Raw genomic sequence first — 20,352 nt, 5'->3', positions numbered from 1 at the left:
TTTTAACCTTGGATTAGTGGAGTGATTTTTTCGACGATTTGCTCTTTTGGAAGGGCACCAACGATGCGTTCAGAGAGTTTTCCGTTCTGGAAAACAAGGAGTGTAGGGATCGCTGAGATCTGGTATTCCATGGAGGTTACCCGATTGAGATCCGTGTTGAGCTTACCGAAGACAACCTTTCCCTGCATGGATGCAGCAAGCTCTTCAATAACCGGTGCTATTCGGCGGCATGGGCCGCACCACGGAGCCCAGCAATCAATCACCGCCACAGGATATTTTTCTATAAAATAGCCGAATTCCGCATCGGTTATTTCTACAGGTGTAGAAGGAAAATTGCTTCGTTCGACATCTTTCTTAAGCTCTTCAATTCGCTTTTTCCTGATCTCTTCGAGTTCATCCATTCCAATACACCAATCCTGTAAATAATTCACAAGTTATATCTGTTAATATTGAGTTATCCCTTCATATCTACGAAATAAAAGCATTTAAACATTTGCATGGTTGTCCGCAAATTACACACAACCCACATTTGGATGCGTAAAAGGGAGCTTAATTGGAGGAAATGCCTTGGAAGGTCAGGATGAAAAAACTGTTCCAAACCGTACGGTATTTGATCAGAAATGTGTTACATGCGGCACATGGATGCAAAGATCAGCAACTGCTACAAAAAAAGGGGTAAAGCTGGTAACCTATTCCTGTCCGGAGTGTGGACTTTCTTACACAGCTGAAGAATGATTTCATGTGGGATCTTAGTTATCTGCGTCAGCTTAATCCAACAGATTTTGAAAATCTGGTATCCCATCTCTTTCAGGCTATGGGTTACAGAACCCGATTAACTCCTGTTTCAAAAGATGGCGGGGTGGACATTGAAGCTTCCATTGATCACGTGGGTCTATCCCATGTGTGGCTGATCCAGGCAAAACGCTACAGTGGAAACGTGGGTGTAAAGGAAGTCCGGGAATATTGCAGCCTCAAATACCGCGAACATGTTGACGGGGTTATTATCGTAACAACTTCCGGCTTTACAAGGGAAGCCCATGAGGAAGCAGCAAAACACAATGTAAAACTCATAGAAGGCTCCTTGCTGGTTACAATGCTTGATCATTACTGTCCTGAGCAATATCCCGATTCAAAGCAGTCTGCGCCAGAAACTGAAATCTCTGTTAATGGCGAAACGGTTATTGGACGACATCATGTGATGTTTGAAGGGTCAAAGGTAAACCTGACTCTTACTCCTGAACACATTTTTCTTGAAAAACAATCCACTTCTCTCTTCTCCCGAAAACCTGAGCTTTTAAAGAGGCTTAAGGTGAAGGATATTGTAGGATTCCATCAGGAAGCAAACGATATTATCCTGGTTTTTGGAGGCAGCAGTTTTGAAATTATGAAATTTACTCCGCTTAAGCTTCAGGCCTTCATATCCATGCTAGAGAGCCTTCGTCCCTCGTACCTTCGGGGCGAGACTCTCATGAAGCTGGAGAGTTCCGGCAGAGAATTCGTTATCCTTACCTCCCGCAGGTTTGAAGTTATCGGGAAAAAGAATGAATTATTGCTTTCTATTAACCTGAAAGATATCGCCGGGTGTGAGGGAGGAAGCGCGGGAGCTTTCCGGCGGAAAAAGCTTGTGATTCTTGAATCTAAAGATGGAATAATTCGCCATGAAGTTGAAGTAAAGGATGCTGGCGACTGGCTAAATTCAGTAAGGAATGCTATTCAGGGATATTGAATTACATATCCTTGAATTGTTTGTAATAGCGCTGGTATGCGATAACCTTGGTAATGAGAATGGCTACTATACCAATTGATATACCAAGCAACAGAACAAGGACAAAATTTCCTTCATCCGCATACCTGAGAAGGAAAGAAAAAAGAGTTGCGCTGATGATAATACCGATTGCAATGACATATCCAATATGGATTTCATATAATTTTTCAATCATGTCTGCCTTTCATAGGGAAGTAGATTATTAATACTTTTCCAGAATTTTGAGCATTATTTTTCATATCCCCTTTCTATTGAACCACGGTACAATTTGCCATCCTTCATCTTTATTATCCTTATATTTTCCACTTGCATGAACAGGATTATTTCCTCGATATCAGGATGATAAGATGAATTATCGTAAAGAGGTGTCATTGGTTCATTGTCTTCCTGCATCACGTAAAAATGTCGCATTCCAAAGTCAATGATAGCAATAATCTCGTTTTTGCTGAAAATCCCCTTTATGAATTCAAGGGATAATGGAGGTTTCGTAAAATCAAAATCAGATTCCTGCATTTCAGTGGATGCATCCAGGACTTCTTCCATGGTATTCTTGGATTCCAGTAGCTTTTATTCCAGATCGTAGTAGGGACTCAGATCACAACCTGTACAGGGAAGACACATTGTCTTAAAGGCTCCGGGATCAAGATCAGCTTTCTCTAGCTCCTCCCGGAGGAATTTTGTCAGTCGAAGCAATCGATCACCGGTTGGACGATCGATAAACACTTCACCTTCACGCAGGGGATGCATACTTGCAGGACGGAGAATGGGCACAACTCCCATGGTAATCAGTTCCTTGATGCCCTTTTCAACGGTCTCATCGGACTCTCCCAGTCCAATTATGAAGTTTGAACAAACGTGATTCCTTCCGAAGATCTCCACGGCTTCATGCAGCGCATTAAGAGTTTCTTCAAGAGGCTGTTCCGGGCATAATTTATCATGGAGTTCCCTATCCATGGTTTCCACGTTGTACTTGATTTCCTCGGCACCTGCATCCCTGAGTCTTTTTGTGGATCCTTCTGTTGGATAAATGCCGACACCTATAGGGACTCCGTATTTCTTTGTTCCCTCAATGACATTGATTGCCCTCTCAACTTCTTTTTCGGCTGTCGTGTCCACTCCTGAAGTTATGGAAATGCCTTTCAGCTTGCCGCTGGCATTTGCTTCTTCAATCATCTGAAGCACTTCTTCCACGGATTTCACTTTCCCGGAAAGCTTTGGGACAGGGCAGAATTTGCAATCAAAAGTGCACTTTTCCGTGAGGTTGACGTAAGCCTGATCCGGACAATGGATAAGCTCTTCTTCAATCTCTCCCCGCACGATTTCCTGTCCATTTTCTCGGATTACAATTTTCCCGTCTTCTTCTGTCGCGAGAAACGGAGAGTTTTCATTGATTCCCAGCCTTACCCGCTGGTCGCCTGAACGGAAGAAAAATGCCAGTTTCCCGGCACCAGGTCCGGCTGTGGGGATTGTAACTTTCTTCAAAAGGGCCGGGTCCATTCGGACTTTTCCAATTTCCAGAAGCCTGGCTTTTGTTTTGGCATCCATCAATTCACGAATGTGAACTTTTGCTTTTATAGCTTTTGCCCGGTAAGATTGGTGTATGCCTGAGATTTAAAAATAAGGATATCTTGAATTTCCAATAGGAAAGGAATAGACACATGTATCTGGGTAATGCCATTCAAAAAAGTTGATATTCAGGGAAGGACATAATTTAATAGGATGAAAAGTGGAAACAATGCCACGTTCAGATCTATTTTCAATAAAGCTCCATTTGTTATGGTTATTGTCAACGAGGAAGGGAGAGTTGAAGACATTAACCATACCGGAACCATTGCTGTTGGTAAGGATTGGGAACATTCATTAAATCTTCTTGGCGGGGATTTATTCAATTGTGTTAATGCGTTCAAGGGCGAAGGGTGCGGAAAAAACAGGGAGTGTTCTTCTTGTTCGGTTCGCAATTGTGTAACGCACACTTTTCAGACAGGCGATGACATTTATAAGAAAAACGGGCAATTGACAGTGATAGCTGAAGGTGAAAAGTCTACAAGAGAACTTGTAATCTCAACTTCTTTGCTAAGCAGCTCTGGTGCCCCTAAAGTTTTACTCACGGTTGACGATATAACAAAACTCAAAGAGACGGAACAAGCATTGATTCAGAGCAAAGAAATGCTTTTAAAAGCCAAACTGGAGGCTGAACACGCCAATCGTTCCAAATCGTCTTTCTTGGCCACCATGAGCCATGAGCTGCGCACTCCATTGAATTCAATAATAGGTTTCTCCCAGTTGCTTGGTGACAAAAAAAGAGGAGAACTCACCGAGAAGCAGCAAGGATATGTGGAAAACGTTTTGAAAAGCGGTACGCATCTCCTGCATCTGATCAACGATATTCTTGATCTTTCAAAAATAGACGCAAACAAGCATGAGCTTTGCCCTGAAGAGTTTGATTTTGCAGAGCTAGCTGAAGATACATTGCAGATGATTCATCCCCTTGCTATGAAAAAGGCCATCTCCATTTCTTCGAATTTGGACGGCGAACAATTCCCTGTCTATGCAGACAAATCCAACATGAGGCAGATCCTGTATAATCTTCTGGGAAACGCTGTAAAGTTTACCCCGCCTAATGGAAAGATTTCACTGGATCTCAGGAAAACAGATGATTGTATCCAAGTCTCAGTATCTGACACAGGAATAGGAATTCCAAAAGAAGATCTTGAGAATATATTCGAGCCTTTTAAGCAAGTACAGGATTCCAGCAGCCGGGAATATGAGGGGACAGGCCTCGGACTCTCAATTGTAAAACCATTTGTTGAGATTCATGGAGGTAAGATCTGGGTTGAAAGTGAAGTTGGAGAAGGAAGCATATTTACTTTTACTATACCTGAAGGTATCGAAGTTTCCGCTTCATAATCGTTATCGTTTTTCCTGACATAGTAGCACAAGTAGTATATAGTTAACAAATAGTATTAGGAAGGGGTAGGGGAGCAAAACGATGGAGGAAACTTCCGCACTGACATCCTTTTTTGATGATGTTCCGTTTGTTATGATAGTTGTAAATCCCGAGGGCAAAGTTGATGCTATTAATCACTTCGCTTCCGAAGTTCTCGGGAAAAGTCCTGAGCAGTCGTTGGGCCTCCTTGGCGGAGAGCTGTTTGATTGTGTAAATTCGTTTGATAGGGAAGGATGTGGAAGAAGTGCGGATTGTTCAGAATGTCCGGTCAGGAATGCTGTAATGCACACTTTCCAGACAGGTGAAAGTGTCTACAAGAAAAGCGGGGAGCTAACAATCAGAACTGACAGGGGTCCTTCCACGAGAGATCTGATTATTTCAACCACTCTAATCCGACTGGATAGCAACCAAAGGGTATTGCTTACAGTCGACGATGTCACAAGCCAGAAAGAAACGGAAAAAGCACTTATCAAGGGCAGAGAATCCCTATTTGAGGCCAAACTCGCGGCTGAAAAAGCGAATCATTCCAAGTCGGCATTCCTTGCGAACATGAGCCACGAATTGCGGACACCGCTGAATTCCATAATTGGTTTTTCCCAGCTACTTGAATCTGAAAAAGGGGATGATTTTACTGCAAAGCAGCAGGGTTACATCCAAAACATAGTGAAGAGCAGCAATCATCTGTTAAGCGTCATTAATGATATTCTCGACGTCACAAAAGTTGATGCAGGAAAGTATGAGCTTTATCTGGAAGTTTTTAACCTTATAGAAGTACTCAATGATGAAGTGGAAGTTTTCAGGCCTCTTGCTATGGAAAAACACATAAGCCTTGTCGCAGATTTTAATTCTGAATATTTTCCGGTTATTGCAGACAGATCCAAGCTAAAGCAAATTCTTCACAACCTGCTGGAGAATGCGGTTAAGTTTACTCCAACTTATGGCCGGATTTCACTTGTTTTTGAAGAAACCCGGGATGGGGTGCAAATATCAGTTTCAGACACTGGTATAGGAATTCCCGAAGAATATCTCAACAAAATATTCGAGCCTTTCAGGCAGATCCCGAACTCCATTGGCCGGGAAGATGAAGGCACAGGTCTTGGGCTCTCGATTGTTGATGCATTTGTAGAGATGCATGACGGGGAGATCCGGGTCGAAAGCGAATTGGGGACCGGGAGTACGTTTACTTTCACTATTCCTGCAAGTCCTAAAAATACTAAACAATGATTGTTATTGTTTTTCATGATAAATTATGGCGATGAAGCACGAAAAATTGCTTCGGAGCGAGAACTTCTTAAGCTAGTGAGTTAACCTCTTTTCTGGAGGCCAGTTTCTGCCTTCTCTGCGAAAGTGATCTTGTCACTATAAAAGGAGAAAATAGCAAAATGAAATATGATCCGGTGTGTGATCAGGAAGTTCCGGAATGCACACCTTACAAGTTTGAGTATGGGGATCAGGAGTACTTTTTTTGTTCATCGGAGTGTATGCGCTCGTTCAGGGATATGAAGAAAAGTGTTGCCCGGCTTAAGCATAGCATCGATGAGGAAACAAGGCTTTCGTTTGGGAAGCTGAACAGGGATATCATAAAACCGGGTATATGTACCATGTGTGGTGCCTGTGCCGCATCCTGCGAATTTATTGAGATGAGGGATGATAAACCGCGCATTGTTGGTCCATGCAATGGTTGTGGGGTTTGCTATAACCAATGTCCCCGAACTATCACCACTGAAGAGGATTTGATCGGGAAAATCCGCTTTGCCTATGCTGCCCAAAGCAAGCTCAAAGATGTCAGGGGGCAGGATGGAGGTGTTGTAACTGCACTACTCGCCTATGCTCTGGAGGAAGGTCTCATCGACTGTGCGGTAGTGACCACAAAATCAGAGGCAGAACCCTGGAAACCTGTTGCAATTGTAGCCAAATCATATGGTGATTTGCTGAATTCCTCCGGAAGCATTTATTCCCACAGCATGACAATAGGCCAGTTGATGGATTCCATAGAGAAAGGTATGCGAAGCATTGCATTTGTGGGTCCGAGCTGCAACATAGATGCAGTTTACAAGATGCAAAAAAGCCCTTCAGGATTTCTGCGCCTGTTCATGAGGGCAAATGTCCTGCGTCTTGGTCTTTTTTGCATGGATACTTTTTCCTACGAAGGAATTAAGGAATTTGCGGAAAATCACGGTTTTTCCCTTAAGGATATTGATGCGATGAAAATCCGGAAAGGAATGTTTGAATTTGAAACAAAAGAAGGGGTGGAAAAGTTTCCACTTTCAGATTTTGATGAATATAGGAGCAGTTCCTGCAAGTATTGTACTGATATGGCTGCTGAGAATTCGGATATAAGCTTCGGAGGTATCGGGAGTCCAAAGGGATACACGACTGTTCTTGCACGTTCATCCATTGGATATGAAATATTCAAAGAAGCTATAGATAGTGGTTTTATCGAAGCTAGGCCTCTGGAAGATGTTGAGATGGAGCATGTCATGCATCTGGCGAAACTCAAGAAAGTACAGATGTATGGTATTAACCGCAGGGACAAGAAGAAGTGCTGAACCTGCAATGACAAGAATATTTTAATATCATTACCTTTTGTGTAACTGACATATATAATCATTAATTCATTCCAGAGGAACTCACGATGATCACAAAGGATGAAGTGGAACATGTCGGATGGCTTTCCCGTATCAGTCTCTCAGAGGAAGAGGCCGAAAAGTACGCCTCCGAACTGAACACTGTACTCGATTACTTTAACCAGCTGGATGAGGTGGATACGTCCGGCGTAGATCCCACGTACCACGTCGCAGATTTGATGAACGTTTTCAGGGAAGATGAGCGTACACCTTCACTTCCACAGGAAGACGTGCTTAGCAATGCGGATGAAAGCAAGGAAGGCTACATCAAAGGGCCAAAAATCATGTGAGGTTGCAATATGCTGGAAACTATTACACAGGTCAAAGAGAGAATTGCAAGCTCATCCGCAGAAGAGGTTGTTTCTTCCTATCTTGAAAAAATACAGAGGAGCAATATTAACGGCTTCACTTACGTCGCAGAAAATGCGATTGAAGAGGCAAAATCCATCGGTGGCGAAGGTAAAGGAGCACTTGCCGGAGTTCCGATTGCTATCAAAGACAATATTTCTACAATAGGGATGGCCACAACCTGCGGTTCAAAAATCCTGCAGGGTTACATCCCACCCTACGATGCCCATGTAGTCGAGAGGCTCAAAGCCGAAGGCGCAATCATACTCGGCAAGGTCAACATGGATGAATTCGCAATGGGCACTTCAACTGAGACAAGTCACTACGGACCAACCCTGAATCCATGGGATACAGAACGTGTTCCGGGAGGTTCTTCAGGTGGTAGCGCTGCTGTTGTTGCAGCAGGTGAGGCCCCGATATCACTTGGATCTGATACAGGTGGTTCAGTACGTTGTCCTGCAGCATTTTGTGGTGTTGTGGGATTAAAACCAACATATGGTGGAGTATCACGTTACGGGCTTGTTTCCTATGCAAATTCCCTCGAGCAGATCGGTCCCCTTGCAAACAGTGTTGAAGACATCGCAACTTTGATGGACGTTATCGGTACTTATGATAACAGGGACAGTACCTGCGTGAACAGGGAAATCAATTACAGAGGTAGTCTGGAAGATGACGTTTCAGGCATGAAAATCGGTATTCCAAAGGAATATTTCGGTGAAGGTGTCGACGAGAACATTGAGAAAAAAGTGTGGGATGCAATTGCAAAGTTCGAGGAACTTGGTGCAACTTATACTGAAATATCCCTTCCAAATACAAAATACGCATTAGCTGCTTACTACATTATTGCCATGAGTGAAGCTTCTTCTAACCTTGCAAGGTTTGACGGAACAAGGTATGGCCCAAGGTCAGAGGGAGAAAACTGGCACATGATGGCGTCAAAAACCCGGCATGAATGCTTCGGATCGGAAGTCCAGAGGCGTATCCTGCTTGGAACCTATGCTCTTTCTGCAGGCTACCATGACAAGTATTACCTGAAAGCTCTCAAGGTACGTACTCTTGTGAAAGAAGACTTTGACAGGGCTTTCTCCGATGTTGATGTAATGATGGCACCAACGATGCCGGCTCCCGCATTCAAACTTGGTGAAAAGGTGAAAGATCCGCTTTCATTGTATCTTTCTGACGTAAACACTGTACCTATGAACCTCTCGGGAGTGCCATCAATATCAGTTCCATGCGGACTTGCAGACGGTTTGCCAGTTGGTTTGCAGATAATTGGAAAGCACTTTGACGAGGCAAGTATTCTCAAGGCTGCATACACCTTTGAGAAGAATACTGATCATCATTTGAACACCGCAGGGGAGGTGGCATAATGGTTTACGAGAATCCTGATGGTGTGATGATTGGGCTTGAAATTCACGTCCAGCTAAACAAACTCAACACCAAGTTATTCTGTGGATGTTCCACTGATTATCACAACGATGAACCCAATACCCATGTTTGTCCTGTATGTATGGGACTTCCCGGGTCATTGCCAGTACTCAACAAAAAGGCGGTTGAATACGCGATAAAAATAGGTCTTGCTATGAACTGTGAGATTGTGGAGCAGACCCAATTCCATCGTAAGAATTACTACTATCCTGATCTTCCAAAAGGCTTCCAGACCACCCAATACGATTTCCCGATTGTTGGAAACGGAACAATTGTGATTGACGGTGAAGATGGGGAGCACGAAGTAGGTATAACACGTGCCCACATGGAAGAAGATCCAGGAAAGCTTATGCACATGGGTTCCATTGAGAAATCAAAGGGAACACTTATCGATTACAACCGATCAGGTATGGCTCTGGTTGAAATTGTCACAGAGCCTGACATGAGAAGTCCCAAGGAAGCAAGACGTTTCCTTGATAAGCTACGTAATATCCTTGAGTATCTCGATGTCTTTAATGGTGACCTTGAAGGTTCCATGAGAGTTGACGCCAATGTATCAATTGGAGGCGGAGACCGAGCTGAAGTCAAGAACATTTCCTCCCACAAAGGAGCGGAAAGGGCACTTCTGTACGAAATAATGAGGCAGAAAAACCTTGTTCGCAGAGGAGGAACTGTTGTTATGGAAACCCGCCACTTCGATGAAGCAAGAGGTGTCACCATTTCCATGAGGACAAAGGAAGAGGAACACGACTACAGGTATTTCCCTGAACCTGATCTTGTACCAATGCGGGTAACTGATTGGGTTGATGGAATCCGTGCTGTTCTGCCGGAACTTCCTGATGCCAGAAGGGCGCGCTTCATTTCCGATTACAACGTCGCAGACACCCACGCAAAAGCACTTACATCCGATATCCGTGTAGCTGATTTCTATGAATCAGTCGCGAAAGAAGTGGATCCGGTAGTAGCAGCTGCATGGGTTGCTGACATCCTTAAAGGTGAACTGAATTACCGTGATCTTGGTATTAATTCATTTAAGGTTGAAGATCTGGTGAAAATCATCAATCTTGTGACTTCCGATAAGATTACTGAAAAGAGCGGTGTCGATGTCATCAGGACTATTCTTGATGACGGTGGCAACCCTGAGGAAATCGTGGAGAAGAAAGGTCTGGTAAAGGTTGAAGGTGACATTGTTTCACAGGCAATTTCCGAAAGCCTTGACGAAAACCCGGAAGCTTTGCAGGACTTCCTTGCGGGGAAAGAAAAGTCACTCAATTTCCTTGTGGGACAGGTAATGAAGAAGACTCGTGGAAGAGCAGATGCACAAAGTGCAAGAGAGCTACTGATACGTGAAATCGATGAGAAGCACAGGTGATTCCTTTCCAAAACAATTATATGTTTTGAAGGACATGTAGCCAGCCCGATATTAATCTATATATTATATTTACCATGCTAAGGTGAAAAAATGGCAAGATTCCCAGAAGCAGAGGAACGTATACTCAACAAGAAAATCTGTATGAATTGCAATGCCCGTAACGCTGTAAGGGCAACACGCTGCAGGAAATGCGGCTACAAGAACCTCCGTGTGAAAAACAAAGAGGTGAAGAGAGGCTGATTGACCTGTCTCAGGTTGAGCAACATCTCAATAGTGTCATTGAAAGGGACGGCTGTGCCCACATGACACTAATTGATCCTGCATCCCAGTCGCCTGAAAAGGCCGGGGAAATAGCTGCGGCGGCAGTAGCCGGTGGCACTGATGCAATCATGGTTGGCGGTTCTACAGGAGCTGCCGGCAATGTGCTCGACCAGACGGTTTTGGCTATTAAAGAAAAGACCGATGTACCGGTCATTCTTTTCCCCGGAAATGCCGGGGGAGTCAGCGCTCATGCAGACGCTGTCTTTTTTATGAGTCTTCTCAATTCGAGAGACGTCAATTATATTACTACCAATCAGGCAATGGGTGCACCCTTGGTTTACCAGTATGGGATTGAACCCATTTCCATGGCATACCTAATTGTGGAGCCTGGAGGAACTGTGGGATGGGTGGGAGATGCACGATTAATCCCGCGCAAGAAACCCGAACTCGCAGTTGCCTATGCTTTGGCCGGCAAATACCTTGGTATGCATTTTGTGTACCTTGAAGCTGGTTCAGGTGCGGACTCACCAATTCCACCGGAGATGATTGGAGCTGTTAAGAAGACAATTGGTGACACAAAGCTGATTGTCGGTGGCGGTATTCGTGATGGTGAAGCCGCTTCGATTTGTGCCGCTGCAGGTGCCGATATAATTGTTACAGGTACGGCAGTGGAAGACGCTTCTGATGTAAAGGGCAAAATTGAAGAATTTGTTTCCGGCATCAAAAAGTGAGCGTATCCTCAACCACCAAAGAGGTGCGTAAATGTTAAAAATCCAGGATATTTCCAAATCTTACGACACATCATCCGGTAAAAAGAAGGTTCTGGATGGCATCAATTTTACTGTTAATGATGGGGAAATCCTCGGTATCACCGGCAAAAGTGGGTGTGGTAAATCTACTCTTCTTCGTATTCTACGTGGTGTTGAGTCTTTTGACAACGGTTCAATCGAACTTGACGGGCAGGAAGTAAACCCTGCTTCAGGTATTGAGGGTGCAAAATTCCTGCAACACAATTCTGCTATCCATTTCCAGCGCAATTTCAGTCTCTGGGCAGGTCCTGCAATTGAAAATATCTTGAGGAAATTAAATTACCACAGGCGCGGGTACGACGGCTTACCTGAACCTGATTCACCTTACTATGATGAAATGTATGAAGAAGCCCTCGTATTTCTGAGACTTGTGGGTCTTGAGGAGAAAGCCCTCCATTTCTCACAGGCACTAAGCGGTGGGGAAAAACAACGCCTTATTCTTGCAAGACAACTTGCAGCCCGACCAAGGCTCCTGCTTCTTGATGAACCTGTAACCATGACAGGTCCCGATACAAAGCAGGAAATCATGGATGTTATCAAACAATTGAAAGATCATCTTTCCATCCCGATTATTGTAGTTTCACATTTGCCGGAAGTTCACCGGTATCTTGCTGACAGGCTCATTTATATTGATGAAGGCAAGGTTGCAGAAGAAGGAGATCCTGATGCAGTTGTCAGGCATTTCCTTACAGGTTTGCCTCCCAAAGTTGATCTTTCAACACCGGATGATACTAAACCTTGCATCACTGCAAAGGATATATCAAAACGCTATTATCTTCTGAGAGTTGGGGAAGTACTCAATCTGGAAAATATTTCATTTTCCATTAACGAAGGTGAAATTGTTTCCTTAATAGGTCCTTCAGGAGGTGGAAAAACCACTATTTTACGAATTCTTGAAGGTTTGATTCCTCCTAAAGAAGGACAGGTACTCTATTCCCATGAAGACGATTGGGTCGATCTTACCGTGTACAGCCAGAAAAGAATGGATATACTTCGCAAAATAAGCATAATGCATCAGGAATTTACTTTGTCTCCTCATTCCACCATTGGGCAGCAAATCGGCTTCAGGTTAGCACTCAAACGCAGGGGTGCCATAGAGGAAGCCCGGCAGAAGGCTATTGATCTTGGAATCTCGGATGAGATGCTGGACACAATTTACCGCCTCCCTGACATGGGTGAGGATGAGAAGCAGGATTCACTTTCCAAAATGGGACTGGGTGTGGATATCTATGGAAAACTGTTCCCCTATCCTGTGGATATGAACATGCATGAATACGCAGAACCTGTTTTTGAAGCCCTTGATTTACCGCTTGAAATCCTAGACAAGAGACCGGATGAAATAAGCGGCGGGGAACATGTTCGCGCCTACATTGCAGTATCTCTTGCCACTTCTCCTGAAATCCTGATGATGGACGAACCCTTTGGCGACCTTGATCCGGTAACTCTCAGGGATGTTACCAATTCCCTGAAAAACATTAACAAGAAGTTAGGCACAACCATTGTCCTTGTCAGCCATCACATGGATTTTGTAAGGGAAGTAGCCCACAGGGCTATCCTTGTCCGCAATAATCACATTGAAGCGGATGGAGATGCCAGAGAAGTCTGTGATACATTCATCAAATCTTCCAACGCCACGTATCTTGATGAGGGTCTGGAAGAAATCCTTTCTGAGTAAATGCTTCTATTCGTGTTTGCTTATATAGTTTGAAAGTCATAATTGCATATGGAGGTTAAACCATGGGAGACCCTGTGGATTACATGAAGAAATTAGGACTTTTTGGTATCGGTATTTATGCAATGACTGAAGAGAAGATTGACGAATATGTCAAGGAATTGATTGAAAGCGGGGAAATAAACCGGGAAGAGGGGAAGAAGTACGTACAAGAGCTCATCGATAGAAAGAATGAGCAGCAGGAAGATCTCGAAGAAAAGATCTCTTCCAAAGTAAAGGAGACTTTCGGAAAGACCGAAATTGCTTCTAAGGAAGAAATCAAGGCCCTTGAAGACAAGATCGCCAAACTCGAAGAGATGCTTGCAGAAGCATTAAAGAAAGACGAATAATTTCCTAAAATCGGAAAGTTTTGTTTTTGAAGATGGTAATCCATCTTCATCGCTTTCCCCCGGGTATTATGGTTGGAGGCATGTTGCGACGATACTCCATGGTCAAGCGCTATGGAATGATCGTAGATGTACTCGTAAAGCACGGGTTCGGCTATTTTGTAGACCAGATGGGACTCCGATCCAGGAGCCGCTTCAAATCACGTTTTGGAAAACCGGGGTTCGGTGAAAACAGTCAAAGGGGTAGTAGTCCAGAGCGGGCGAGAAAAGCCCTTGAAGAACTTGGACCTACTTATGTAAAATTCGGACAGCTTTTGAGCATGCGTCAGGATCTTGTTCCTGAGGAATATGCAAAGGAGTTAACAAAATTACAGAATCGTGTTTCTCCGTTTCCCTTTAAAGACGTTGAAGCGATGATCCGGAGTGAATTGGGCTCTCCAATTTCGGAATTATTTGCAGAATTTGACCGGGATCCAATTGCAGCAGCTTCCATCGGACAGGTTCATCGTGCAAAATTGCACAGTGGGGAGGACGTTGCGGTAAAGATACAGAGACCTGCAATAAAGAAAATAGTTGATGCTGATCTGGATATAATGTACAGTCTGGCTGGGTTTGCAGAGCAGCATCTTGAGGAAATCAGGCTTTATGATCCCGTTGGGGTAATCGATGAAATATCCCGCTCCATTCATTCTGAACTGGATTTTACTCAGGAAGCCCGCAATACCGAGCGTTTTAGGGAGAACATGAAAGACAACAAGAATGTTGTCATTCCCCGTGTTTACTGGGATTTCAGTAGTGAACGGGTCCTCACGCTGGAATTCATTGACGGTGTCAAGTGTGATGATTTTGAAAAACTTGAAGAGATGGGTGTCGATGTAAACCAGGTCGCAACGTATGGCACGGAAGCGTTCATGAGACAGGTTTTTGAGGATGGGTTTTTCCATGCCGATATGCATTCTGGGAATGTTTTTGTTCTTCCTGACGGGAGGATTGCGCTACTTGATATGGGAATGTCCGGGCACATATCTACAGAGATGCAGGGATTGCTGCTTGATGCCCTGATTGCCATTACCCAGGGTGATTTGCAGCGCTACATCGAGGTGCTCAAGGATCTCGGGATGATTGATGAAGAGGCCCGTACTGAGGCTTTGAAGAATGATTACGAACATTTGCTGAACAAATACTACGGTCGCTCCCTTAAGCAGATTAACACCGCGGAGATGCTCGGGGAAATGGTCAAGACCCTGCGGAAATACCATATCCGTATTCCGTCAAATATTGCTCTCCTTTTCAAAGGCATGATGACAATAAACGGTTTTGCGATGCAGCTTTCACCGGATTTGAACATTGCGAAAATTGCGGAACCTTATGCTCGCAGGGTAATGTTTGAAAGAACAAAACCTCTCAATATGGCAAAAGGGGTTTACAATGATCTCTGGTATACAAAGAGACTCCTGAAGAAAGCGCCTTTGCAGTTGTCTCATGTTCTTTCAGTTGCAGAAAGGGGTTATCTGAACCTGCGTTTTGAGCACCATGGGCTGGACAGGATTGTTGCGGAAATCAATGCTTCCAGCAACCGCGTGGCATTCAGCCTTATCATTTCCGCAATAATTGTTGGTTCCTCGTTGATTATCCAGACTGGCATGGAACCGTTTCTCTGGGGTGTACCGCTGATTGGTGCGGTTGGATTTTTAACCGCCGGCTTCCTTGGTCTGGCTTTAGTGCTTTACATCCTGCGTACGGGGAATATTTGATCTTCCGATACCTTTTTAAGCATTTAACCGGCAATAGGTTGGTACACGGAAGGACTTTGCCGGTGATCCACCTATGACAGACCCCCAGATTGAGCGCAAATTGATTGAAATCATGCGCATTATCAGTGAAAGTGACAGGCCGATAGGGGCTCGTGCCATTGCAGATGAGCTTCACAACAGGGGCTACAATCTGGGAGAGAGGGCTGTCAGGTATCATTTAAGGATACTTGATGAGCGAGGTTTTACTCACAAGCACGGTTACAACGGGAGAACAATTACTTCCCGGGGTGCCGAGGAGTTGGAAGAAGCCCTTATCGGGGACAGGCTTGATTTCGTCATTACGCATATTGAAGATCTTATTTACAAGGTTGATTACAATCCAGAAACAGGGAAAGGCAATGTAATTGTCAACATTTCCTATGTCGACAAAAATGATTTTGATGATGCAATTGATATAATCGAGAAAGCATCGAAGGTTTCAATCAGCCCAAAAATAGCTCTTTTTGATGAAGACTCCCCTTTAATCCATGTTCCGGCCGGGAAGGTCGGGATAGCTACGGTTTGTAGTATCACCTTTGATGGTGTTTTGCTAAGGAACAGGATTCCGGTAAAACCCGCATTTGGTGGCATTCTGGAAATGAATGACTGGAAACCTGACAGATTTTCGGATTTGATATCCTATTCAGGTACATCCATCGATCCGATTAAGATTTTCCTTATCAGACAACCAACGTCAGTGCTTGATGTGCTTGAGAAAGGGTCCGGGAGGATTCTTGCAAACATGCGAACTATTCCGGTATCCGCTGCTGAGCGGGCGCAGGGTGTATTAGAATCCCTTGCAAAATCCGAAGTTGGAGGAATGTTTGAAATCGGCGGGGAAAATGGAAATGTTTATGGTGCTCCGGTTGATACGGACATGTCGGGGGTTGTAGTCGCGGTTGGCGTCAATTCAATAGCTGCGGTAGGAGAGGCCGGTATTCCTGTGAACACCGATCCCGTATCAACAATAATGAAATATGAAGATCTGTTTCTGCCTTAACCTTAGCTGTTAAATTCACTGTATGCCAATTGCTCGAGTTCATCGGGATCTTCAACGTCCTTATGAACAAAAAGGCCACACCAGCATCGTTTCATGGCATCAAAATGTTCCCGGTTGAACGGAATGCAAGGGCATACGATTTTCATGTCTTCTTCACGATTGCCTTTAAGTCCCTGACAGGGGCAAAAAGGATTTCCGTGTTTTTTCTCCAAAGTGACTTCCTGCTCAAGTATGAAATCCACGATTTCCTCATCCGGGCTGAATTTGTACCCAAGAGCATCGGCCACCCGGCCGAACATCTCGCGATATTGGGCTTTTCGCTTTTCTGTGTCCATACTCAGCGCCCCAGAATTTCGGCATATTTTTTCGGATTGTATCCGCAGATACACTGATCTCCCTTTTTCAGGAAAGGAAATGCAAGTTTTTCGCCCGATTCCTCGATTACATTGCGGATCATTTCCTTTGTTTCCTCATCCGCAAGATCGTATTCGATGTTATCAAAAGGAATGTTGCGTTCATTGAGGTATGCCTTACTCTTCCGACACCATGGACATGTGCTGAGTGTATACAAAATAACGTCTTCGGTCATCATTAATCCCCCATTTCAATGTAAATTGTTCCGCTGTCAATCTTTGCAGGATATACTGCTAATTTAAGCTCGGATGCCACTGTCATTTCTCCACTTCGGATGTCAAATTCCCAGTCATGGCAGGGACATTTCAGGTTATAGCCATTAAGTTCACCTCTTGTGAACTTGCAGTTCATATGAATGCATCTGTTTTCTACTGCAAAAATCTCATCATCTTTCCTGATGAGAAGAATATTCTGTCCATTCAGGGAAATGGCTTTACGGTCATCTTTCAATTCACTTTCTTGGGCTGCTAGGGTCCAGTTTTCTTCTTCCAATGGATATCCCCCGGTAATAAAAGTGGATTTGCAATCTATAAATAACTACTCAGGATTCTATGGCAGTCGGTTTGCTTTCATAAGGGCGCAGGAATTTTGATTCCACAGCGTCCCGGTGCAAGGTGTTGTAGGTGCAGAATGGTATCACCCTTCCATCGGGGGTTGCATAATGGACTCCGCAACTTTCAACCCTGTGAGCATCGAAATTATACGGGTCCTGGAAATGCATACATCCCAGAAACATGGCGTTCCTGTGGAATTGCCGTGTGACTTCTTTTCCACCGTCCTTGATTACGTTGACAAGCAGTTTTGTAACGTTGATGTCTTTTGGTCCCTTTTCGGAATCTACAACCTGAGGGATCATTTTCAGGACTTTTGCGAGGACTAGCATGTCTTTGGGTCGTTTTCCATTGAGTTCTTCTGATGCATCATCAAGGATTCCCATGAATCCTTCCACGTCTATGAAATCTGTGATTGGTATCAGCTTTCCATTTTCAACAAATGCATAGGTAGCCGCCCCGCAATGCGGATGCACTGTAAACTCGGGAAGGTTTCTTCTCTGGACTTTTTCCAGGAATCTTGAGACGGGAACTACAAAGGGAACAGGATACCAGGCATCTGCCGGAACCTGGCCTTCGGTTTGTTCTTCCACACTCTTTATCAGATCCGGAATTGTGAAGCGTTTCTGGTTGCGGCTTTCCTGATCAATCCTTCCTGTAAAAGCAATTGGCTGGAAATTAACTCCCTTGACAACATCCCGATTGTCGGCCGCAAACCTGATAATATCCCCGATTTCGTGATCATTGATGCCCCTGGCGATTGTGGGTACAAGATCAACGCTCCTGATATCTGCAGCCCTGCAATTTTTAATGGCCTGGACTTTCATTGGAAATGCATTGAATCCGCGCATATCCCGATATATTTCCTCGCTGATGCCATCAAAGGAGAGATAAACAGTTCGCAATCCGGCCTTCATCATCCTTTTGGCATAATCAAGGTCCTTTGCGATCCGAATTCCATTGGTTGCTATCTGGATCTGCACAAACCCCATCTCTTCCGCGACTCTAATTATTTCAGGGAGATCATCACGAACCGTCGGTTCTCCGCCGGAAAACTGGACTGAGAAACATCGGGTTGGTTTTTCATCCCTTAGCATCTTGAGCATATCGACTATTTGCTCAAAGGTAGGTTCATAGATCAGACCTCTGGTTTTTGCATTTGCAAAGCAGATAGGGCAACTCATGTTACAACGGTTGGTAACATCGATGTTTGCAAGAAGTGTTGTAGTTTTGTGTTTCTCACAAATACCACAATCTTTTGGGCATCCCTGGCTTGTTTTTGTCATGGGATTGGAGATTCCATCTCCCATTTTTTCAAACTTTTTGAATTTTTGATAGAGTTTGGCGTCAGACCAATATACTTCCCGGAAATCCCCATGTTCCGGGCATGTTTTTTCCATCATTATCATATCGTTTTCTTCGAATATTTTAGCTTCAATAACGTCCAGACATTCTGGACAAATTGATTTGGTATACTCCACTTATTCACCCCATTAATACCAGTGGGTATCAATGAATTTCCCCAAATATCTGTATATCATAAGTTCATATAAAATTTATTCCTGAACTCGTGGGTAATGCATGTTCAGATCATGCTTCCTATGAAATTCCCAATGGTTGCACCGATGGCTACATAGAGTGCGAACTTCCATCTGATTTCTCCTGTCAGCCAATATATTACAGGCAAGCTTATGAGAAATGCTAGTGCACCGTAGATGAGCGGGTGGTATGGCATAGGAGATAAATTGCTTTATTTTATGAAAAGAATGTTGCCATTTTGTCAGGAAAATAAAAACAGGAAAAAGCCTTCACGTCCAAAAAGACGTGAAGGTAAAAAGGATAAGTAAACTTACATCTCGAGCACGATTCTTGCGATATCATCGCCGATATCGGAAGTTCCGTGTGAGCCGCCCATGTCGTAGGTCTGGACCTTTGCTTCCTTGATGTTCTGCTCGATAGCTTTGACGATGGAATCAGCTGCTTCTTTCTCGCCGAGCTGTTCGATAAGCATTGCACCTGCCCAGATGGTTGCGATTGGATTGACCTTGTTCTGACCCTTGTATTTTGGTGCTGAACCGTGGATTGGCTCAAACATACTGGTACCTTCAGGGTTGATGTTTCCTCCTGGGGCAAGTCCGAGACCGCCCTGAACCATTGCTCCAAGGTCAGTAATGATGTCACCGAACATGTTAGGTGTGACAACTACGTCGAACCATTCAGGGTTCTTGACAAACCACATGGTTATTGCGTCAACGAAGTTGAAATCGGTCTTTACATCAGGGTGCTTGTCAGCGATTGTGTTGAATTCTTCTCTCCAGAATCCGTAGATGTCGGAAAGGACATTTGCCTTATCAACGGAGGAAACGTGTTTGTTTCTGCCTTCAGCAAGGTCGAAGGAGTAGTTGATTACTCTCTGTGTGCCTTCCTTGGAGATCATACCTATCTGGTAAGCAATTTCCTCACTGTCTGTCTCGATATCAAGGCCGAACTTTGCATTGTAGAGTGTCCTGTTTACCTCGAGGAGATCTTTGCTCATGCCTTTGTTTGCCCTTCCACCGATTCCGATGTAGAAGTCTTCGGTGTTTTCCCTGACAACAACGAAGTCGATGTCTGCAGGGGTTTTGTCCTTGAGCGGGCACCATGCACCTTCAAGAAGCTTGATTGGGCGCAGGTTGATGTACTGGTCAAAGTAGAACCTTGCTGCAAGCAGGATTCCTTTCTCAAGTACACCTGGTGCAATCCTGTCGTCTCCGATTGAACCAAGGTAGATAGTCTTGTAATTTGAAAGTTCTTTAAGCGTGTCTTCTGAGATCAGTTCACCTGTCTCAAGGTAGTGGTCAGCTCCCTGTGGGAACTCAATCCAGTCAACGTCAAATCCGAATTTCTCTCCGGCTGCGTCGATGACTTTCATACCTTCTGCTACGATTTCCGGACCGATGCCGTCACCTGGCAGAACCGGAACTTTATATTGTGCCATCT

24 protein-coding genes are annotated in these 20,352 nt (G+C 44.3%); 14 read left to right on the top strand and 10 right to left on the bottom strand.

What is annotated here, in order from left to right:
• Positions 1 to 2: 2 nt before the first annotated feature.
• On the bottom strand, positions 3 to 401 hold the full coding sequence (trxA, locus tag J2755_RS03820; RefSeq protein WP_209680049.1) for a thioredoxin: 399 nt from the start codon (positions 399 to 401) through the stop codon (positions 3 to 5).
• A 166-nt stretch (positions 402 to 567) separates the two neighbouring features.
• Here trxA and J2755_RS03815 point away from each other — a divergent pair, with 166 nt between their 5' ends.
• Both J2755_RS03815 and J2755_RS03810 read left to right on the top strand, forming a co-directional pair.
• On the top strand, positions 568 to 735 hold the full coding sequence (locus tag J2755_RS03815) for a hypothetical protein (RefSeq protein ID WP_209680046.1): 168 nt from the start codon (positions 568 to 570) through the stop codon (positions 733 to 735).
• Entirely contained in the window at positions 707 to 1,726 is a 1,020-nt protein-coding gene (locus tag J2755_RS03810) for a restriction endonuclease (RefSeq protein WP_209680043.1), read from the top strand. The genes J2755_RS03815 and J2755_RS03810 overlap by 29 nt, the downstream gene beginning before the upstream one ends.
• 1 nt (position 1,727) lies before the next feature.
• Here J2755_RS03810 and J2755_RS03805 read toward each other — a convergent pair whose 3' ends face one another.
• Genes J2755_RS03805 through J2755_RS03795 form a run of 3 tightly spaced genes read right to left on the bottom strand, consistent with a single transcriptional unit; the run spans position 1,728 to position 3,310 of the window.
• Positions 1,728 to 1,940, bottom strand: a complete 213-nt coding sequence (locus tag J2755_RS03805; protein ID WP_209680039.1) for a hypothetical protein — start codon at positions 1,938 to 1,940, stop codon at positions 1,728 to 1,730.
• 53 nt (positions 1,941 to 1,993) lie between these two features.
• Complete coding sequence (locus J2755_RS03800) at positions 1,994 to 2,308, bottom strand: hypothetical protein (protein ID WP_209680036.1); 315 nt, start codon at positions 2,306 to 2,308, stop codon at positions 1,994 to 1,996.
• 24 nt (positions 2,309 to 2,332) lie between these two features.
• On the bottom strand, positions 2,333 to 3,310 hold the full coding sequence (locus J2755_RS03795; RefSeq protein ID WP_209680033.1) for a radical SAM protein: 978 nt from the start codon (positions 3,308 to 3,310) through the stop codon (positions 2,333 to 2,335).
• A 174-nt stretch (positions 3,311 to 3,484) separates the two neighbouring features.
• On the opposite strand from J2755_RS03795, the gene J2755_RS03790 reads away from it, so the two are divergent.
• From J2755_RS03790 to J2755_RS03735, 12 genes are all read left to right on the top strand, one after another.
• A complete protein-coding gene (locus tag J2755_RS03790; RefSeq protein ID WP_209680029.1) occupies positions 3,485 to 4,672 on the top strand; it encodes a sensor histidine kinase in 1,188 nt (395 codons plus the stop codon).
• Between the two features lie 82 nt (positions 4,673 to 4,754).
• The gene (locus J2755_RS03785) at positions 4,755 to 5,936 is read left to right on the top strand and encodes a PAS domain-containing sensor histidine kinase (protein WP_209680026.1); all 1,182 of its coding nucleotides are present in this window, start codon (positions 4,755 to 4,757) and stop codon (positions 5,934 to 5,936) included.
• Between the two features lie 158 nt (positions 5,937 to 6,094).
• Positions 6,095 to 7,261: a Coenzyme F420 hydrogenase/dehydrogenase, beta subunit C-terminal domain gene (locus J2755_RS03780; protein WP_209680023.1), complete on the top strand. Its 1,167-nt coding sequence runs from the start codon at positions 6,095 to 6,097 to the stop codon at positions 7,259 to 7,261.
• Between the two features lie 86 nt (positions 7,262 to 7,347).
• On the top strand, positions 7,348 to 7,629 hold the full coding sequence (gene gatC, locus J2755_RS03775; RefSeq protein WP_209680020.1) for an Asp-tRNA(Asn)/Glu-tRNA(Gln) amidotransferase subunit GatC: 282 nt from the start codon (positions 7,348 to 7,350) through the stop codon (positions 7,627 to 7,629).
• Positions 7,630 to 7,638: 9 nt separating this feature from the next.
• On the top strand, positions 7,639 to 9,057 hold the full coding sequence (gene gatA, locus J2755_RS03770; RefSeq protein ID WP_209680018.1) for an Asp-tRNA(Asn)/Glu-tRNA(Gln) amidotransferase subunit GatA: 1,419 nt from the start codon (positions 7,639 to 7,641) through the stop codon (positions 9,055 to 9,057).
• Positions 9,057 to 10,487, top strand: a complete 1,431-nt coding sequence (gene gatB, locus J2755_RS03765; protein WP_209680004.1) for an Asp-tRNA(Asn)/Glu-tRNA(Gln) amidotransferase subunit GatB — start codon at positions 9,057 to 9,059, stop codon at positions 10,485 to 10,487. Before gatA ends, gatB begins: the two co-directional genes overlap by 1 nt.
• Positions 10,488 to 10,577: 90 nt before the next feature.
• Complete coding sequence (locus J2755_RS03760) at positions 10,578 to 10,727, top strand: 50S ribosomal protein L40e (protein WP_209680001.1); 150 nt, start codon at positions 10,578 to 10,580, stop codon at positions 10,725 to 10,727.
• The gene (locus J2755_RS03755) at positions 10,676 to 11,479 is read left to right on the top strand and encodes a geranylgeranylglyceryl/heptaprenylglyceryl phosphate synthase (protein WP_209679998.1); all 804 of its coding nucleotides are present in this window, start codon (positions 10,676 to 10,678) and stop codon (positions 11,477 to 11,479) included. Before J2755_RS03760 ends, J2755_RS03755 begins: the two co-directional genes overlap by 52 nt.
• 31 nt (positions 11,480 to 11,510) lie before the next feature.
• Positions 11,511 to 13,232 (top strand): ATP-binding cassette domain-containing protein, encoded by a 1,722-nt coding sequence (locus J2755_RS03750; RefSeq protein WP_209679995.1) that lies wholly within the window; start codon positions 11,511 to 11,513, stop codon positions 13,230 to 13,232.
• A 62-nt stretch (positions 13,233 to 13,294) separates the two neighbouring features.
• Positions 13,295 to 13,618, top strand: coding sequence for a phasin family protein (locus J2755_RS03745; RefSeq protein ID WP_209679992.1), 324 nt, complete (start codon positions 13,295 to 13,297; stop codon positions 13,616 to 13,618).
• A gap of 32 nt (positions 13,619 to 13,650) precedes the next feature.
• Entirely contained in the window at positions 13,651 to 15,369 is a 1,719-nt protein-coding gene (locus tag J2755_RS03740; RefSeq protein ID WP_245312689.1) for an ABC1 kinase family protein, read from the top strand.
• Between the two features lie 73 nt (positions 15,370 to 15,442).
• On the top strand, positions 15,443 to 16,408 hold the full coding sequence (locus J2755_RS03735; RefSeq protein WP_209679978.1) for a DUF128 domain-containing protein: 966 nt from the start codon (positions 15,443 to 15,445) through the stop codon (positions 16,406 to 16,408).
• A gap of 2 nt (positions 16,409 to 16,410) precedes the next feature.
• Here the strand turns inward: J2755_RS03735 and J2755_RS03730 are convergent, their stop codons facing one another.
• From J2755_RS03730 to J2755_RS03705, 6 genes are all read right to left on the bottom strand, one after another.
• Entirely contained in the window at positions 16,411 to 16,743 is a 333-nt protein-coding gene (locus tag J2755_RS03730; RefSeq protein WP_209679974.1) for a ferredoxin-thioredoxin reductase catalytic domain-containing protein, read from the bottom strand.
• A gap of 2 nt (positions 16,744 to 16,745) precedes the next feature.
• Complete coding sequence (locus tag J2755_RS03725) at positions 16,746 to 17,000, bottom strand: glutaredoxin family protein (protein ID WP_245312687.1); 255 nt, start codon at positions 16,998 to 17,000, stop codon at positions 16,746 to 16,748.
• A complete protein-coding gene (locus J2755_RS03720) occupies positions 17,000 to 17,314 on the bottom strand; it encodes a Rieske (2Fe-2S) protein (protein ID WP_209679970.1) in 315 nt (104 codons plus the stop codon). The genes J2755_RS03725 and J2755_RS03720 overlap by 1 nt, the downstream gene beginning before the upstream one ends.
• Positions 17,315 to 17,363: 49 nt before the next feature.
• Positions 17,364 to 18,854 (bottom strand): tetraether lipid synthase Tes, encoded by a 1,491-nt coding sequence (tes, locus tag J2755_RS03715; protein ID WP_209679968.1) that lies wholly within the window; start codon positions 18,852 to 18,854, stop codon positions 17,364 to 17,366.
• Between the two features lie 104 nt (positions 18,855 to 18,958).
• Positions 18,959 to 19,108 carry a hypothetical protein gene (locus J2755_RS03710; protein WP_209679966.1) on the bottom strand — a complete coding sequence of 50 codons (150 nt, stop codon included), beginning with the start codon at positions 19,106 to 19,108 and terminating at the stop codon, positions 18,959 to 18,961.
• Positions 19,109 to 19,222: 114 nt separating this feature from the next.
• Positions 19,223 to 20,350: an isocitrate/isopropylmalate dehydrogenase family protein gene (locus J2755_RS03705; RefSeq protein WP_209679963.1), complete on the bottom strand. Its 1,128-nt coding sequence runs from the start codon at positions 20,348 to 20,350 to the stop codon at positions 19,223 to 19,225.
• Positions 20,351 to 20,352 lie beyond the last annotated feature (2 nt).

It is taken from the genome of Methanohalophilus levihalophilus (genome assembly GCF_017874375.1).
GTDB classification, from domain to species: Archaea; Halobacteriota; Methanosarcinia; order Methanosarcinales; family Methanosarcinaceae; genus Methanohalophilus; species Methanohalophilus levihalophilus.
Note: the sequence above shows the minus strand (reverse complement) of the source record. Positions and strands in the feature narration are given on the sequence as shown.

Excerpts from the sequence above, each read along its gene's own strand:
- trxA (WP_209680049.1), bottom strand. The coding sequence starts at position 401 with ATGGATGAACTCGAAGAGATCAGGAAAAAGCGAATTGAAGAGCTTAAG.
- J2755_RS03805 (WP_209680039.1), bottom strand. The coding sequence starts at position 1,940 with ATGATTGAAAAATTATATGAAATCCATATTGGATATGTCATTGCAATC.
- J2755_RS03800 (WP_209680036.1), bottom strand. The coding sequence starts at position 2,308 with ATGGAAGAAGTCCTGGATGCATCCACTGAAATGCAGGAATCTGATTTT.
- J2755_RS03795 (WP_209680033.1), bottom strand. The coding sequence starts at position 3,310 with ATGGATGCCAAAACAAAAGCCAGGCTTCTGGAAATTGGAAAAGTCCGA.
- J2755_RS03790 (WP_209680029.1), top strand. The coding sequence starts at position 3,485 with ATGAAAAGTGGAAACAATGCCACGTTCAGATCTATTTTCAATAAAGCT.
- J2755_RS03785 (WP_209680026.1), top strand. The coding sequence starts at position 4,755 with ATGGAGGAAACTTCCGCACTGACATCCTTTTTTGATGATGTTCCGTTT.
- J2755_RS03780 (WP_209680023.1), top strand. The coding sequence starts at position 6,095 with ATGAAATATGATCCGGTGTGTGATCAGGAAGTTCCGGAATGCACACCT.
- gatC (WP_209680020.1), top strand. The coding sequence starts at position 7,348 with ATGATCACAAAGGATGAAGTGGAACATGTCGGATGGCTTTCCCGTATC.
- gatA (WP_209680018.1), top strand. The coding sequence starts at position 7,639 with ATGCTGGAAACTATTACACAGGTCAAAGAGAGAATTGCAAGCTCATCC.
- gatB (WP_209680004.1), top strand. The coding sequence starts at position 9,057 with ATGGTTTACGAGAATCCTGATGGTGTGATGATTGGGCTTGAAATTCAC.
- J2755_RS03760 (WP_209680001.1), top strand. The coding sequence starts at position 10,578 with ATGGCAAGATTCCCAGAAGCAGAGGAACGTATACTCAACAAGAAAATC.
- J2755_RS03755 (WP_209679998.1), top strand. The coding sequence starts at position 10,676 with ATGCGGCTACAAGAACCTCCGTGTGAAAAACAAAGAGGTGAAGAGAGG.
- J2755_RS03750 (WP_209679995.1), top strand. The coding sequence starts at position 11,511 with ATGTTAAAAATCCAGGATATTTCCAAATCTTACGACACATCATCCGGT.
- J2755_RS03745 (WP_209679992.1), top strand. The coding sequence starts at position 13,295 with ATGGGAGACCCTGTGGATTACATGAAGAAATTAGGACTTTTTGGTATC.
- J2755_RS03740 (WP_245312689.1), top strand. The coding sequence starts at position 13,651 with ATGGTAATCCATCTTCATCGCTTTCCCCCGGGTATTATGGTTGGAGGC.
- J2755_RS03735 (WP_209679978.1), top strand. The coding sequence starts at position 15,443 with ATGACAGACCCCCAGATTGAGCGCAAATTGATTGAAATCATGCGCATT.
- J2755_RS03730 (WP_209679974.1), bottom strand. The coding sequence starts at position 16,743 with ATGGACACAGAAAAGCGAAAAGCCCAATATCGCGAGATGTTCGGCCGG.
- J2755_RS03725 (WP_245312687.1), bottom strand. The coding sequence starts at position 17,000 with ATGATGACCGAAGACGTTATTTTGTATACACTCAGCACATGTCCATGG.
- J2755_RS03710 (WP_209679966.1), bottom strand. The coding sequence starts at position 19,108 with ATGCCATACCACCCGCTCATCTACGGTGCACTAGCATTTCTCATAAGC.
- J2755_RS03705 (WP_209679963.1), bottom strand. The coding sequence starts at position 20,350 with ATGGCACAATATAAAGTTCCGGTTCTGCCAGGTGACGGCATCGGTCCG.